Source organism: Micromonospora sp. NBS 11-29, from assembly GCF_002140155.1.
Classification (GTDB): Bacteria; Actinomycetota; Actinomycetes; order Mycobacteriales; family Micromonosporaceae; genus Micromonospora.
Map to the genome: position 1 here is coordinate 128,156 of NZ_NAPR01000020.1, position 14,334 is coordinate 142,489.

The 14,334-nt window shown below is 72.6% G+C and carries 14 protein-coding genes and 3 pseudogenes; 7 read left to right on the forward strand and 10 right to left on the reverse strand.

Annotated features, from left to right (window positions below; genetic code table 11):
- Positions 1-17: 17 nt before the first annotated feature.
- From pstA to B1205_RS22955, 7 genes are all read right to left on the reverse strand, one after another.
- A complete protein-coding gene (gene pstA / locus B1205_RS22930; protein WP_089157480.1) occupies positions 18-1,106 on the reverse strand; it encodes a phosphate ABC transporter permease PstA in 1,089 nt (362 codons plus the stop codon).
- The gene (locus tag B1205_RS33560) at positions 1,103-1,324 is read right to left on the reverse strand and encodes a hypothetical protein (RefSeq protein ID WP_441338543.1); all 222 of its coding nucleotides are present in this window, start codon (positions 1,322-1,324) and stop codon (positions 1,103-1,105) included. The genes pstA and B1205_RS33560 overlap by 4 nt, the downstream gene beginning before the upstream one ends.
- A complete protein-coding gene (locus B1205_RS22935) occupies positions 1,321-2,082 on the reverse strand; it encodes a PstC family ABC transporter permease (protein ID WP_441338544.1) in 762 nt (253 codons plus the stop codon). The genes B1205_RS33560 and B1205_RS22935 overlap by 4 nt, the downstream gene beginning before the upstream one ends.
- 58 nt (positions 2,083-2,140) lie before the next feature.
- On the reverse strand, positions 2,141-3,217 hold the full coding sequence (pstS, locus tag B1205_RS22940; RefSeq protein ID WP_089157481.1) for a phosphate ABC transporter substrate-binding protein PstS: 1,077 nt from the start codon (positions 3,215-3,217) through the stop codon (positions 2,141-2,143).
- Between the two features lie 293 nt (positions 3,218-3,510).
- A complete protein-coding gene (mshD, locus tag B1205_RS22945) occupies positions 3,511-4,455 on the reverse strand; it encodes a mycothiol synthase (RefSeq protein ID WP_089157482.1) in 945 nt (314 codons plus the stop codon).
- A gap of 67 nt (positions 4,456-4,522) precedes the next feature.
- Complete coding sequence (locus B1205_RS22950; RefSeq protein ID WP_089157533.1) at positions 4,523-5,365, reverse strand: polysaccharide deacetylase family protein; 843 nt, start codon at positions 5,363-5,365, stop codon at positions 4,523-4,525.
- 145 nt (positions 5,366-5,510) lie between these two features.
- Positions 5,511-6,230: a winged helix-turn-helix transcriptional regulator gene (locus B1205_RS22955; protein ID WP_217809859.1), complete on the reverse strand. Its 720-nt coding sequence runs from the start codon at positions 6,228-6,230 to the stop codon at positions 5,511-5,513.
- Between the two features lie 245 nt (positions 6,231-6,475).
- Between B1205_RS22955 and B1205_RS22960 the strand changes: the two genes are divergently transcribed.
- The 5 genes and pseudogenes from B1205_RS22960 to B1205_RS22975 all read left to right on the forward strand — a co-directional run bounded on the left by B1205_RS22960 (position 6,476) and on the right by B1205_RS22975 (position 9,887).
- Positions 6,476-7,525: a hypothetical protein gene (locus tag B1205_RS22960; RefSeq protein WP_089157483.1), complete on the forward strand. Its 1,050-nt coding sequence runs from the start codon at positions 6,476-6,478 to the stop codon at positions 7,523-7,525.
- An 81-nt stretch (positions 7,526-7,606) separates the two neighbouring features.
- Positions 7,607-8,389 (forward strand): LmeA family phospholipid-binding protein, encoded by a 783-nt coding sequence (locus B1205_RS22965; RefSeq protein ID WP_089157484.1) that lies wholly within the window; start codon positions 7,607-7,609, stop codon positions 8,387-8,389.
- A gap of 93 nt (positions 8,390-8,482) precedes the next feature.
- Entirely contained in the window at positions 8,483-8,560 is a 78-nt protein-coding gene (locus B1205_RS33135) for an Ms5788A family Cys-rich leader peptide (RefSeq protein WP_325050676.1), read from the forward strand.
- A gap of 195 nt (positions 8,561-8,755) precedes the next feature.
- Positions 8,756-9,549: pseudogene (locus B1205_RS22970) on the forward strand (sulfurtransferase).
- A 2-nt stretch (positions 9,550-9,551) separates the two neighbouring features.
- On the forward strand, positions 9,552-9,887 hold the full coding sequence (locus B1205_RS22975; RefSeq protein ID WP_089157485.1) for a DUF1416 domain-containing protein: 336 nt from the start codon (positions 9,552-9,554) through the stop codon (positions 9,885-9,887).
- Positions 9,888-9,901: 14 nt separating this feature from the next.
- Here B1205_RS22975 and B1205_RS32205 read toward each other — a convergent pair.
- Positions 9,902-10,238: pseudogene (locus B1205_RS32205) on the reverse strand (hypothetical protein).
- Between the two features lie 28 nt (positions 10,239-10,266).
- On the opposite strand from B1205_RS32205, the pseudogene B1205_RS22985 reads away from it, so the two are divergent.
- A pseudogene (locus B1205_RS22985) lies at positions 10,267-10,377 on the forward strand (GntR family transcriptional regulator); the annotation flags it as partial.
- Positions 10,378-10,675: 298 nt separating this feature from the next.
- Positions 10,676-11,524 carry a hypothetical protein gene (locus tag B1205_RS22990; RefSeq protein ID WP_089157486.1) on the forward strand — a complete coding sequence of 283 codons (849 nt, stop codon included), beginning with the start codon at positions 10,676-10,678 and terminating at the stop codon, positions 11,522-11,524.
- Between the two features lie 287 nt (positions 11,525-11,811).
- On the opposite strand, the gene B1205_RS22995 is transcribed toward B1205_RS22990, so the two are convergent.
- Together B1205_RS22995 and B1205_RS23000 are read right to left on the reverse strand one after the other, a co-directional pair.
- On the reverse strand, positions 11,812-13,920 hold the full coding sequence (locus B1205_RS22995) for an amylo-alpha-1,6-glucosidase (protein ID WP_089157487.1): 2,109 nt from the start codon (positions 13,918-13,920) through the stop codon (positions 11,812-11,814).
- Positions 13,917-14,294, reverse strand: coding sequence for an SCP2 sterol-binding domain-containing protein (locus B1205_RS23000; protein ID WP_089157535.1), 378 nt, complete (start codon positions 14,292-14,294; stop codon positions 13,917-13,919). Before B1205_RS23000 ends, B1205_RS22995 begins: the two co-directional genes overlap by 4 nt.
- Positions 14,295-14,334 lie beyond the last annotated feature (40 nt).

Consider the following 14,334-nt stretch of genomic DNA (forward strand, 5'->3'; position numbering starts at 1 on the left):
GGCGGTACCTCCGGGGTTCATCGGCCGAGCCGGTTTCGACGGGCCAGCAACTTCGCCGCGACGGTCAGCACGAGGACCAGGGCGACCAGGGTCAGCGCCGCGGTCCACGCCCGGGCCGGCGAGTACTTCGACGCCTCACCGGCCTGCTGGTAGACGAAGAGGGCCAGCGACGACTGGTTGTTCTCGAACGGGTTGAAGTTGATCGCCGCGCCGCCGCCGGCGACGAGCAGCACCGGCGCGGTCTCGCCGGCGGCCCGCGCGATGGCGAGCATGATGCCGGTGACGATGCCGGGCAGCGCGGTCGGCAGCACGACCCGCAGGATGGTCTTCCACTTCGCTACGCCGAGCGCGTACGCGCCCTCGCGCAGCGGCGCCGGCACGAGCCGGAGCATCTCCTCGGTGGAGCGGACCACGGTGGGCAGCATGAGCACGCTCAACGCCAGCGCGGCGGCGAAGCCGGAGAAGCCGGGTCGGCCGTCGTTGAACCACGGCGACACGATCAGCACCCAGAAGGCGAGCACGAACAGGCCGGTGACGATCGACGGGATGCCGGTCATCACGTCCACGAAGAAGCGGATGGCGAACGCGAACCGGCCCCGGCCGTACTCGACGATGTAGATCGCGCAGAGCACGCCGAGCGGCACCGTGATCAGGGTGGCGATGCCGACCTGTTCCAGCGTGCCGATGATCGCGTGGTAGGCGCCGCCGTTGGCGTCCCGCGCCCCGATGTTGTTCATCGAGGTGCCGAAGAAGTCGGCGTCCAGCCGCTCGGCGCCCTTGCTGACCAGCGTCCAGACCACCGAGGCGAGCGGCAGCACGGCCAGCACGAAGGCGGAGTGGATCAGCGCGCTCCAGAGCCGGTTGCGGGCCGAACGCCGGCCCTCCACCGCGTTCGCCGCGCCGAAGAGGCCGGCCAGGTAGAGCAGCACGGCGACGACCACGACCAGGACCGGGCCGCCGATGCCGGCGCCGTACACCAGGCCCGCCGCGAGCAGCAGCGCCGCGACGGCGATGACGGGCGCGGCGTACGCGGGGAGCCGCCGGGCCCGCAGCGTGGTCGGCTGGGCCGGCGGGCGTGCGCGGCGCGGGGTGAGAGTAGTGCTCATGCGGCCGACTCCGTGAACTCGCGCCGCCGGTAGATGATCGCCCGCGCCGTGATGTTGACGACCAGGGTGATCGCGAACAGCACCAGGCCGGAGGCGATCAGCGCGCCGCGGCCGGTGTCGTTCGCCTCGGCGAACCGGTTGGCGATGTTCGCGGCGATCGAGTTGCCGCCGCTCTGCAGGACGTTGAACGAGATGGCGTACGTCGAGCCGAGCGTCAACGCCAGCGCGATCGTCTCGCCGAGCNGACCGCGGTACGGACCATCTCCCAGCGGGTGGCGCCGAGCGCGAGCGCGGCCTCCTCGTTGGCGGTCGGGGTCTGCCGGAAGACCTCGCGGGAGAGCGAGGTGACGATCGGCAGCACCATGATCGCGAGGACCAGGGAGCCGAGCAGGATCGAGCTTCCGTACGGTCCCTCACCGAAGATCGGGATCCAGCCGAAGTACTTGTTCAGCCAGGCGGAGAGGTCGGCGACCGGGCCGGCGAAGTAGTCGCGGCCCCAGAGGCCGAAGACCACGCTCGGTACGGCGGCCAGCAGGTCGATCAGGAAGCCCAGGCCGTTGCCGAGCCGGCGCGGGGCGTAGTGCGACAGGTAGAGGGCGATGCCCAGTGCGACCGGCACCGCGATGAGCAGCGCCAGCAGCGAGCTGAGGACGGTGCCGAAGGCGAGCGCGCCGATGCCGAACTTCGGCGGGTTCTCGTTCGGGTACCAGCCCTCGAAGGTCCAGAACGACTCGGTGTTGGCCCGCAGCGCCGGCACGGCCTTGGCGATCAGGAAGATCGCGATGGCCGCGATGATCACCAGCACGGTGGTGCCGGCGGCCAGGGTCAGGCCGCGGAACGCCCGTTCCGCGCCGAAGGCCCGCGCCCGGGGCAGGGCCCCGCCGCCGCCCAGGCCGTCGTCGGACCGACCGGGAGATCCGGTGTGCTCGGCCACACGCGCCGAGGCACCGGCGGGCCGCTCGTGGCTCGTGGCCACGGGGGTCNGTCACCCATCTGCTCGCTCGCTTCGCGTTGAGGAGGTGTCGATCAGGGCGTCAGGCGAGGCTCTTGACGGCGGCCTCGACCTTGGTGCGGACCTCGTCGGGCAGCGGGGCGTAGCCCAGCTCGACCAACTCCTGCTGGCCCTCGGCGCTGGCGGCGTAGCCGAGCAGGCCCTTGACCAGCGGCAGCTTGTCGGCGGCGAGGCCCTTGCTGCAGACGATCTCGTAGGTCGCCAGGACGATCGGGTACGCCCCGGCCTCCTTGGTGTTGTAGTCGATCGACATCTTCAGGTCGTTGCCCTGGCCCTCGAACTTGGCCCCGGCGATGGTCTTGCCGGCCGACTCGGCGGTCAGCTCGGTGAACTCACCGTTGCCGTTCTTCACCTTGGCCGTCTTCAGGCCGGAGTTCTCGGCGTACGACCACTCGACGTAGCTGATGGTGCCGTCGGTGCTCTTGACCTTGCTGGCCACGCCGTCGGACTTCGCCGCGCCGACGCCGCCCGGGGCCTTCCACACCTTGGAGTTGCTCAGCGTCCAGTCCGCCTCGGCGGTCTTCGACAGGTACTTGGTGAAGTTGTCGGTGGTGCCCGACTCGTCGGAGCGGTGCACCGCCTGGATCGCGGTCGACGGCAGCTTCGCGTCCGGGTTGTCGGCCTTGATCGCGGCGTCGTCCCACTTGGTCACCTTGCCGGCGAAGATCTTCGCCAGGGTGGCCGGGCTGAACTGGAGGTTGTCCGCGCCACTGACGTTGTAGACGACCGCGACCGGGCCGATGACCATCGGCAGGTTGAGCGCCTGGCCGCCGGCGCACTTGGCGTCGGCCTGCGGCTGCTCCTCCGGCTTGAGCGCGGAGTCGGAGCCGGCGAAGTCGGCGGTGCCGGCGATGAACGCCTGGATGCCGGCGCCCGAGCCGCTCGGCTCGTAGTTGATCGTCGTGCCGGAGCATTTCTGCTGGTACGCCTTGATCCACTCAGCCATGGCGTTCTTCTGCGCGGAGGAGCCCTGCGCGTTCAGCGTGCCGGTGGCGCAGTCCGCGGCGGCGGCGGATCCGGAGGCGCCGGCGGCCGGCTCGTTGTTGTCCGAGCCGCAGGNAGCGAGACAGGCGATGGCGCCGTGCCGCTGGAGCTTCACTGGAGGGGTTTCCCTTCACGTCTTTGGTCAGGTCGCCCGGTGCGCCGGGGGCCGGCGCCGGTGGGGCTGACTCGAAAGTTAGAAGTGCCAGGTGGACGGTTCGCCGGTCGGAAGTGAACGCGGGATGAACACGTCCGGCCGGCGAGGTGGCCGTACGCTGAGGTGGGCCTGTCCATTTCGTGAACTGGCAGCCTGCTATCGCTTTTAGTGTGATTTATCCGGGCGGCCGTTATCGTGCCGAGTTCTCGGCGTGACACTCCCGTGATCGCGTTTCGAGGGCCGCCGCCCGGTCGTCAGCTCCGCTGATAGTTGACGTGCGCGGACCAGCGGGCGAAGCCCAGCCGCTCGTAGAGCGCCACCGCGCCGGTGTTGCTCTCGTCGACGTAGAGCATCACCCGGTCGAGCCCCCGCTGATCGCGCAGGTGGACCAGCCCGGCGGCGGTGAGCGCCCGGCCCAGCCCGCCACGGTGGACCGACGGGTCGACACCGAGCACGTAGACCTCGCCGATCCGGGCCGACCCGGGCCGCTCGTGCACCTTGGTCCAGTGGAAACCGAGCAGCCGGCCGCTGGCGGAGTCCACCGCGAGCAGGAAGCCGGCCGGGTCGAACCACGGCTCGGCGAGGCGTACACCCAGGTCGTCCCGGGTCCACCGGCCCTGCTCCGGATGCTGCGCGAACGCCGCGTTGTTGACCGCGAGCCAGGCCTCGTCGTCCTCGCCCGGCCGGAACGCGCGCAGTTCGACGCCCGCGGGCAGGCGGGGCTCGGGCAGCTCGGCGGTCAGCGGCCGGCGGAGCTGCCAGAGCACCCGGGCCCGGGTGAAGCCCAGGTCGACCGCGAGCGCGGCGGCCGACGGGTGGTCACCGTGCGCCCAGGCGCGCAGCGGCGCGGAGGTGGCGGCCAGCACGCCCCGGGCCAGCGCCCGACCGGTGCCCCGTCGCCGGTGCGCCGGGTGCACCACCAACTCCACGCCGACGCCCTCGGCCGGCGCGGTGGTGTCCAGGTGCGCGTACCCGGTCAGGGTGCCGTCGGCGGCGCGGGCGGTGAGGTGCACGGCCGGCGCACCGGGGTCGCGCAGCCGCAGCAGCACGTGTTCGTCGAGCGGGTCGGCGCCGTCCGTGTCGCCGGCGGCGCGGGCCAGCGCCAGCACCTCGGCGACCTCGGTCGCCGCCAGCCATTCGGCCCGGGTGACCCGGTCGGGCGGACCCGCTGGACCGGTCGTCGGCTCGGTGCTGCTCATCCGAGTCACGGTAGCGGCCGGCGGGCCACCGTTCGCGCCGGGCCAGCGCGCGGGTCGGTGGCGCTCGTCACGGTGCGCCGGTCGGCATCGGTTCGAGCTGGAACCGAGCCAGCAGATCGGGGAGCAGTCGCTGCAACGCCGTGACGGTGCCGGAGCGGTCCCCACCCGCGTCGTGCATGAGCACGATCGCGCCCGGCCCGGTCTGCGCGCGGACGGTCGCCTCGATGACGGCCGGTCCCGGCGTCTTCCAGTCCGAGGGGTCGACGCTCCAGTGCAGCGGTACGAGGCCCAGCTCGGCGCAGATCGACGCGACCGGCCGGGTCCAGGCGCCGCCCGGTTGGCGGTAGTAGGCGATCCGGGCGTCCGGCGCGGCGGCCAGGATCGCGTCGTTGGTGCGCAGCAGGTCCGCCCGGATCGTCGCCGGGCTGCGCTTGCCGAGGTCGACGTCGTGCCGCCAGGAGTGGTTGCAGATGGTGTGCCCCTCGGCCACGATCGACCGGATCAGGTCGGGCTGGCTCTCGGCGTTCTCGCCGACGACGCAGAACGTGGCCTTCACGCCGTACTGGTCCAGCAGGGCGAGGACCTGCGGGGTCCACCGGGGGTCGGGGCCGTCGTCGAAGGTCAGCGCGACCCGGGCGGAGCCGGTGGCGGTCCGGGCGCCGTAGGGACCCGACTCGTCGGGCCCGCTCGGCGCCTCGCCGCCGCCGGGCCGGCCGGTGTCCGGCGTGGCGGGGACGTCGCTGCTCGGCGGCTGGTCGGCGTAGTGCGGCGCACCGGTGGAGGTGGCCACGCTGCCGTCCACCGGATGGCGCTCGGGCACCAGACTGCGGCCCAGCGCGAACGCCGAGGCCAGAATCCCGGCGATCACCGCGGCCGCGAGCCCGGTCGCGCGCAGCGCCCCGCCGGACATCAGCGGCACCGGCCGTTCGCCGCCCCCGTAATCACCGCACGCACCGCCGCCCCCTCTGCCCAACAATCCGGCAGTCAGGATATGACCGGCCTGACGGGCAAAAGGGGCATACGGGAAAAGCTGCCCCGGTGGGGGAGGGTGTCGGTCAGACCGGCAGCGGGGCGGGCTCCGACTCCGGCAGCGAGCGCGACGGCGGCACGACGAACTTGTAGCCGACCTGGCGGACCGTGCCGATCATCGACTCGTACTCCGAGCCGAGCTTGGCGCGCAGCCGGCGGACGTGCACGTCGACCGTGCGGGTGCCGCCGAAGTAGTCGTAGCCCCACACCTCACGCAGGAGCTGATCCCGGGTGAACACCCGCCCCGGGTGCTGGGCGAGGAACTTCAACAGCTCGAACTCCTTGTAGGTGAGGTCGAGCGGCCGGCCCTTCAGCTTGGCGGCGTAGGTGTCCGGGTCGATGTTCAGCTCGCCGGCCCGGATCGAGCCGCCGGCGCCGGCGACGGCGTTGTTCAGCCGGCCCACCGCGAGCCGCAGCCGGGCCTCCACCTCGGCCGGGCCGGCCCCGGCCAGGATCACGTCGTCGACGCCCCAGTCGGCGTTCAACGCGATCAGGCCGGCCTCGGTGACGACCGCGACCAGCGGCACGCCGAGCCCGGTGGCGTGCAGCATCCGGCAGGTGGCACGCGCCTCGCTCAGCTCGGAGCGGGCGTCCACCAGCACGGCGTCCGGCGTGGGGCCGGCCACCAGTGTGCGGACGTCGCGGGGTGCGGTGCGGACCGAATGCGGCAGCAGGTCGAGCGCCGGCAACACCGCCGACGGCTCACCCGCCCGTGCGGTCACGAGCAGCAGGAGCTCCACGATCACCTCCGTCCCGGCGGCCCTTCGGCCGCGCGCGACCAGCAGCACGCCCGGGTGGGGGCGGCACTGTGAACTTGCGTGGGTCCCGGCGTCGCTGACGGGCGGGGTAACGGGTTGAGCCTAACCGATCGGTCCGCCGTGACCAGCGTGTCTTTTCCCGTTTGCCCCTTGCGCCCCGATCGCGGCGCAGGTTTTAACGTTGCCGAAACCGTGACCTCCGCGGAACCGCCCGGGTCTGGCACGATCGGGACGTGTTTCCCTCCACCTCGCGCGACACCGGCCGTGACCCGTGGGCCGACGGCCCGCCCGCCGGGCCGTCCGGCCCCGACCGTGGCCACCCGCCCGCCCCGCGCACCGGTCCCGCGGAGGAGGACGGGGAGCGGCGCGAGCGGACCGGCCCGCGCCGGCTCCGCAAGGGCGGCCCGGGCCGGCGGCCCGACGACGAGACGGACGAGCCGGACGAGGAGGACGTGCCGCCGGTGGAGTTCCGCCGGCCGCTGGCGCTGACCGTGGCGGGCTTCGCCACGCTGCTCGGCGTGGGCCTCGTGCTCGGGGCGCAGACCGCCGGCCCCGGACATCGGCTGCCCTTCGCGATCATCATCTTCGGCGTCCAACTGCTCTACGTGCTCGCCTGGACGATGGCCATGCGACCGCCCGCGCTGCTGGTCGTCGCGCTCGTCAGCGCCGGCACCGCGGCCATCGCCGACGTCGCCGCCGTGCAGTCGGACATCGCCGGCCTCGCCCCGCTCGGGTACGCCGCCGCCGCCGGCCTCCTGCTCGGCGTGCTCGGCCAGCTCGTCCGCCGGGTGGACCGGGTCCGGGTGACCGACTCGCTGGGCGGCACCCTGCTCATCGTGGTGGGGGTGGTCGCCTTCGCCTCGCTGATCGTGCTCAGCCGGGTCCCCAAGGGCACCCAGGCGATCACGGTCTGCCTCACCGCCGCCGGGGTGGCCCTGACCGTGGCGCGGCTGACCGACGCGGTGGCGCCGTGGCCCCGGCTCGCGCCACAGGTGCCGCGCGGCGCCGCCGGCGTGGTGGTGGGTGCCATGCTCGGCACGCTGACCAGCGCGGTGCTCGGCAGCTACCTGGTCGGCTTCACCCCGACCAGCGCCGCGCTGGTCGGGGTGGTCACCGCGGCCACCGCCGTGCTGGCCGACCTCGCCGTCGGGTACGCCGAGGCGGGCCGGATGATGGCCGGCGAGCCGCCGACCATGTGGGCCGCCCGGCACATGCAGGGGCCGCTGGGTGGCTTCGCGCTGGCCGCGCCGGCCGCGTACGCCATGTGCGTGCTCTTCCTCTGATCCGGTTGGGACAACCGCGCCCCGGGTAAGTACGGTTGCGCCCGCGAGGCGTGGTGAACGGTGGCGAGGACTGGAGGCGGCGTGGCAGAGGCGTACCCGGCGGAGGGCCGGCCCCGTCGCCGGGGCCGGAAGGTGCTGATCGGTTTCGTCGTCCTGCTGCTGGTGCTGGTCGGCCTCCTGGTCGTCGCCGACCGGGTGGCCGCGGGGGTCGCCGAGCGGGCGATCGCCGACCAGGTGCGGCAGGAGATCGCCAAGCAGGACGCGCAGTCCGCCGCCCCCCAGGTCGAAGTGGGCGGCTTCCCGTTCCTCAACCAGGTGCTCGCCGGCAAGTACGAGCGGATCTCGATCAAGCTCACCGACGTGCGGGGCGACGTGCAGGGCGACGCGGTCGAGTTGCCGCGGCTGGACGTGGACGCCCACGACGTCACCGCGTCGCTGGACACGCTCCGCTCCGGTCGGGGCGACGTGGTGGCCAAAAGCGTCGACGGGCGGGGCACCGTCACCTACGACAGCCTGGCGAAGCTGCTGGACCGGCCCGGCCTGACGCTCGGCGAGCGCGGCGGCAAGCTGGCCGTCACCGCCCCGGTGGACATCCTCGGCGTCAAGCTGACCGTGAACGGCACCGCCGACGTGACCGTGGCCGGTGGCAAGGTGGCGCTGCGCTTCAACGACCTCGCCGCCGACGGCCTGCCGAACGTGCCGCTGGCGCGGACCCTGCTGGCCAACTACGCCCGCGGCATCTCGGTCGACGTGCCGCTGCCGGAGCTGCCGTTCCAGCTCAACCTGCGCAAGGTCGAGCCCCGGCCGGAGGGCCTGGTGGTCACCGCGGACGCCGCCGACGTCCCCATCAACTCCGCCGGCTGACCCGTCAAGCTTCGCCGGCTGAGGGGTTTGTCTCGTCCCGGATGCTGGTCGGGTCGGTAGCGGGATCCTCACCTGCTGGTAGTCTCCTTCCCCATGGGGACCCTCCTCACCAAACGGCGCGCGGTCGACCTGTGCCGCGTGGCCACCTGCCTGTGTCGCCCCGCCATCTGACGGCGGGGCTGTCTCCGGCCGCCCAGCGGCCACCGGCAAAGAGGGTCCGTAACACCCCCTTGAAACGCCCGGCAGCGGCGCCGTCGCACGTACCCGTGATCCGTTCCTAGCTCTGGGTCCCGCGCGTGGTGCGACAACCACCGACTCCGATCTCCGCGCGCAGGCCACCACCCATCCTCACCAGGGAGTGATCTGATGAGTCGCGACACCGCACTCGTCTCGGCCGAGTGGGCCGAGAAGAACCTCGACGCCCCGGGCGTCGTCTTCGTCGAGGTCGACGAGGACACCTCGGCCTACGACACCGGCCACATCGCCGGNTCAACCAGGAGCAGTTCGCGGCGCTGCTGTCCGAGCGGGGCATCGGCAACGACGACACCGTCATCCTGTACGGCGGCAACAACAACTGGTTCGCCGCGTACGCGTACTGGTACTTCAAGCTGTACGGCCACCGTGACGTCAAGCTGCTCGACGGCGGCCGCAAGAAGTGGGAGCTGGACGCCCGTCCGCTCGTCACCGAGGCGGTCGAGCGCCCGAAGACGCAGTACGTGGCGCAGACGCCGGACATCTCGATCCGCGCGTTCCGCGACGAGGTGGTCGACGCCATCGGCACCAAGAACCTGGTCGACGTGCGCAGCCCCGACGAGTTCGCCGGTCGCCTGCTCGCCCCGGCCCACCTGCCGCAGGAGCAGGCCCAGCGCGCCGGGCACATCCCGACCGCGATCAGCGTGCCGTGGTCCAAGGCGGCGAACGAGGACGGCACGTTCAAGTCCGACGACGAGCTGCGCAAGATCTACGCCGACGCCGGGCTGGACGACGGCAAGGAGACGATCGCGTACTGCCGGATCGGCGAGCGTTCCTCGCACACCTGGTTCGTGCTCCAGGAGCTGCTCGGGCACCGCAACGTGAAGAACTACGACGGGTCCTGGACCGAGTACGGCTCGCTGGTCGGCGTGCCGGTGGCGCTCGGCGACGAGCCCGGGGAGGCGTGACCATGTCCACCGCTCCCATCGCGCCCAGCGCGGCCGGCTGCGCCGCCCCGGATCAGGCCGCGCCGCTCCCGGCCAGCCTGGACCTGGAGAAGGAAACCGTCATCACCGGCCAGGTGCTGGCCGAGTCCGGCGAGGCGGTGGCGGGCGCGTACGTCCGGCTGCTCGACTCGACGGGCGAGTTCACCGCCGAGGTGGTGACGTCCGCCGCCGGCCAGTTCCGGTTCTTCGCCGCGCCGGGTTCGTGGACGCTGCGGGCGCTCTCCCGGCACGGCAACGGCGACACCGCCGTCACGGCGACCCGAGGCATCAACGAGGTAACCATCACCGTCGCGGCGTAAGGAGGGGCCCCTTCTTAACGCCTCCGGTATAGGAAGGGCCCCCTCTTAACACCTCCGCACCGCGTGCGTCGGCTCGGGCCGGTTGCCCCGTTCAGGGGTGACCGGCCCNACGTGCAGCCGTCCGGGTGGTCGATCCGTCGGACGCAGCGCCGCCGCCGACCGAGTCGCCGGTCGCAGAAGACCTGGGTCCGACGCACCCTCCTCGGACACCGTCGTCTCGCCGAGCACCAGTTCCGGCAGGAACGCCAGCGACCGACCGATCGCACGGGCCAGCAGCCGCGCCGCCGGCAGGTCGTCGGCGGCCACGGTCAGGTGTACGACGTACCGCTCCCGCTCGGTCGCGGCGGTCACCGGTGCACCACCTGGGGATCGAACCGCTTCCACGATCCGCCTGGTGTTCGTGCGCCTTGAGGCGCTGGAAGTGATCGACCGGCATCAGGGCAAGGGTGTCTTCGTGACTGACCCGGCGACCTGGCTGCGCAAGCCGTGACGGAGGTCGCCCAGCGACAAGATCCACACCAGTTCGCCGAAGTGGCGCCTTCCTGGCAGGACGATGCCACCACTTCACCGAGCTGGCGACGCCGCCGCTCACCATCCCATCGGTCGAGAGCACGGTCCCGCTGGTCAGGACTCGCGTAGATCTTGGTGGAGTGCGTCGCCCCAGGCGGCTCCACCCGACCCCTGGACCGGGCTACCCCAGGTGAGAAGACGGCCCAGCTCCGAGCGTCGGGGTGACAGCCGCCGCTCCGGCGGGTGGGTGGGTCGGCGGGCCGTGACACCATGGCCCGGTGAGTGCCGTCCCGCCGGGGTACGCCCCGCCGTCCCGACCCGACCAGCAGACGTCCGGCCGGCGCCGGCAACGCTGGCTGGTGGCCGCCACGGTGGTGTGGGCCGTGCTGCTCGCCGGCCTGACCTGGTGGTCGGTGCGCAACGATCCGCCCACGGTCAAGGAACAGCGTTCGCTGAGTCAGGCCGGGCCGGTGGTCGACCGGGCGATCGGTGAGCTGACCGCCGCGATCGGTGCGGACGGGGTGCCGGCGCTGCTGCCGGACCGGCTGGAACGGGGCTGCCGGGTGACGCCGCTGGACGACGGCACGTCGCTGGAACGCGGCATCGAGGTGGCGATCGCCGACGGCGACGTCCGTGACGTGCTGCGTCGGGTGGCCGACCGGCTGCCGCCGCGGTGGCGGGCGGGCGTCTCGACGTACGACGGCGAGCCGCTGCTGCGCGCCGACGCCGGTGACTTCGTCGCGGTCGAGGGCCGATCCGGTGGGCCCGGGCGGGTGCTGCTCACCGCCGCCACCGGGTGCCGGCCGGCCGGCGCGGGCTACCGGGCGCCGACCGCCGACGCCGCCGGGGAGTCCGCCGTGCTGGCCCGCGCGCTGGGCCGCTGGGGCCGCGCCGCCGGGGCGATCCAGGTGCTGGCCGCGCCCTGCCCCGGCGGCGGGACCGCCCGCACGGTGCGCGGCGAGGCGTCCGCGGCGGCGGACCAGCCGCTGGCCGCCGCGTTCGGCGCGGGCGCCGCGCCGGTCGAGGACACCGCCGACCGGTACGCCCGGCCGGGTGACCCGGCGGTGCTGGCCGAGCGGGTCGACGAGCGGATCCGGGTGGCCGTCACCAGCCCCTGCCCGGCCTGACCCGGGCGGGGCCGGCCTGACGCGCCTGATCCAGGCCCGAGCTGGCCTGGACCGGGCCGAGTCGGCCCGAACGGCCGGGTCTTGCCTTGCGCGCAGTCGTGGGTCCATCCGACGCCGCCCCACGGGCTGCGTCGGCTGGGAGCCGCTCACGGGCTGCGTCGGCTGGGACCCGTCCACGGGCTGCGTCGGCTGGGAGCCGCTCACGGGCTGCGTCGGCTGGGACCCGCTCACGGGCTGCGTCGGCTGGGACCCGCTCACGGGCTGCGTCCGCCGAGGTGATCGCCGGGTCAGTCCGTGGGGACCGCGCCGGTCGGGCCGGACGCCTCGCCGGGGTCGGTGCCCGGCAGCGGTGGCTCGTGGTCGGTCCGGGCGCGGCCGAGGGCGTCGACCCGGCCCCAGGCGCCGGGGATGTTCAGCAGCTCGATCCGGCCCAGGCCGGCCGGCACGTACGGGTCGATGATCAGATGCTCGTCGTGCGGTTCGAGGCCGAGCATGACCCGGAGCAGGAGCAGCGGTGTCCCTGCCGACCAGGCCTGCGGGCTGCACGCCGTGGGGTACTCGACCGGGTAGCCGGTCAGCCGCCGGTCGTAGCCGGCGAACGCCTCCGGCAGGCGGCCGCCGAAGAACTTGCTGGCGTCCAGCAGCACCTGGCAGATGCGGCCGGCCTCCTCGCGTAGCCCGTACCGCCACAGCCCCCAGGCGATGAGCGAGTTGTCGAACGGCCAGACCGTGCCGACGTGGTAGCCCACCGGGTTGTAGCGGCCCTGTTCGGTGGCCAGGGTGCGGACTCCCCAGCCGGAGAAGAGCCGGGGCCCGAGCAGGTGCGCGGCGACCGTGGCGGCCCGGTCCTCGGGGACGATCCCACTCCACAGCAGGTGTCCCATGTTGGAGGCGAGGGCGTCGACCTGCTTGCCGTCGGCGTCCAGGGCCAGCGCGTAGTACTCCCGGTCGGCGATCCAGAAGTCGCGGTTGAATCGTTCCTTGAGCGCGGCCGCCTCCCGTTCCAGCCGGTCGGCCAGCGTCGGGTCGCGCCAGAACTTGCGGGCCATCCGCGCGCCGCGGATCTTCGCGTCGTACGCGTAGCCCTGGTGTTCGCAGACGGCCCGGGGGAAGCCGGGGAGCCGGCCGTCGGCGTACGAGATCGACTCTGGGGAGTCCTTCCAGCACTGGTTCGGCAGCCCGGTGTCGGAGTTGCGGCTCTGGTACCAGACGTAGCCGTTGCCCAGCAGGTCGGCGTAGCTGTCGATCCAGTCGAGTGCCGCCCGCGCCGCGAACTCCAGCCGCCGGACCAGCTTGGTGTCCCCGGTCCAGCGCTGGTACTCGTCGAGGAGGATGACGAAGAGCGGGGAGGAGTCCGCCGAACCGTAGTAGGGGGAGTGGGGCTGGTCCTCGAACCCGGCCGACTCGCCGTAGCGCAGCTCGTGCAGGATCTTGCCCGGTTCCTCGTCCCGGAAGTCGTCCAGCCGGCTGCCCTGGAGTCCGGCCAGCACGCCGAGGGTGGGCGGGATCACCGTGGGCAGGAAGGGCAGGGCCTGGAGCGCGGCGATCATGCTGTCCCGGCCGAACAGCGTCATGTACCAGGGCAGACCGGCGGCGAGCAGCGGCTGGCCCAGCGTGATCGAGTGGTAGCGCAGCGCGGCGAGGTCCTGCAGGCTGACGTGGTAGGCGGTGCTGAGCGGCTCACCGTCGCAGGCCAGTCGGGGCGCCTGGCGGATGAGTTCCTCCCGCTCCTGCCGGACGTCCGCCGCCGGCCGGTTCGCTTCGATCGGCAGGGATTCCCGGAAGTCCTTCCCGTACGCGCCGAGGATGTGCATCCGGACGCTGAACCGGGCCCGCCACTCGCCGTGCGGCCCGACCCAGGGGCGGAACGTCATCCCGTTCTGGTCCACCGTGACGTCGCCCTCGGTCTCGACGGAGATCACGGTCTCCCGGTGGAACGACTCCCGCCGGTAGACCAGGCGCAGTCTCCGCTCCTCGGTCAGCACCGTCGTCTCGCCGACCTTCAGCCGGTCGTGCTTGATGTCGAGCAGGTCCGCGAAGTCGCTGGCCATCTCGATCCGGATGGTCGGGACGACCTCCTCGCTGGAGTGGTTGAGCAGGGTCAGCGTCTCCGCGAGCTGACCGTCGATGGCGCGGTGCCGCAGCACGGAGAGCTTCGCGTCCGCGTAGTGGGTCGGCTCTCCCGGCACCAGGAAGTAGTGCGTCTGGAAGGTGCTCCGTTCGTCGATGGACAGGGCGTACAGCCGCTCGTCGTTGAGCGTGAGCACCCAGGTGGAGAGGAAGCGGGTGTCGAAGGAGAAGAGGCCGGTCGGGAACGTCAGCGAGTTCTCGATGTCGCCCCGGCGGTCGGTGACCATGAAGTTGTTTCCGTCGAGAATATGAATCAGGAAGGTCATTTCCGGTCACCGTGCCGCATCGCCAGCAGGCGGGGGTCGTGGCTGCCCGGCATGTCCGGGAAGAAGCGCCGGAAGGCCAGGAACAGGGCCACGTCGCCGCCGAAGGTGGTCTCGTTGCGCAGGACCGTGGCGATCGGGTTGCTCCGGCCGCTGGCGAGCTGCTCGAAGACCTCGCGCGGAAGCTGCCACACCGCGTCGGCGTCGACCATCTCGCGGGCCGCCTTCACCAGCCGCCCGGAGAACGTGACCAACCAGTGTTCGCTGATCCCGTCGTCGGTCAGGTCGACCCGGAGGGTGCCGGTCATCGGGCCGGGCATGGCCGCGGGTGCGCGCAGGCTCAGCGAGTTGAAGAAGGTCTCGGCGACGTTCGTCACCACCGCATCGTATGGACAAATGGGGCAGCTCGGGCGTGAT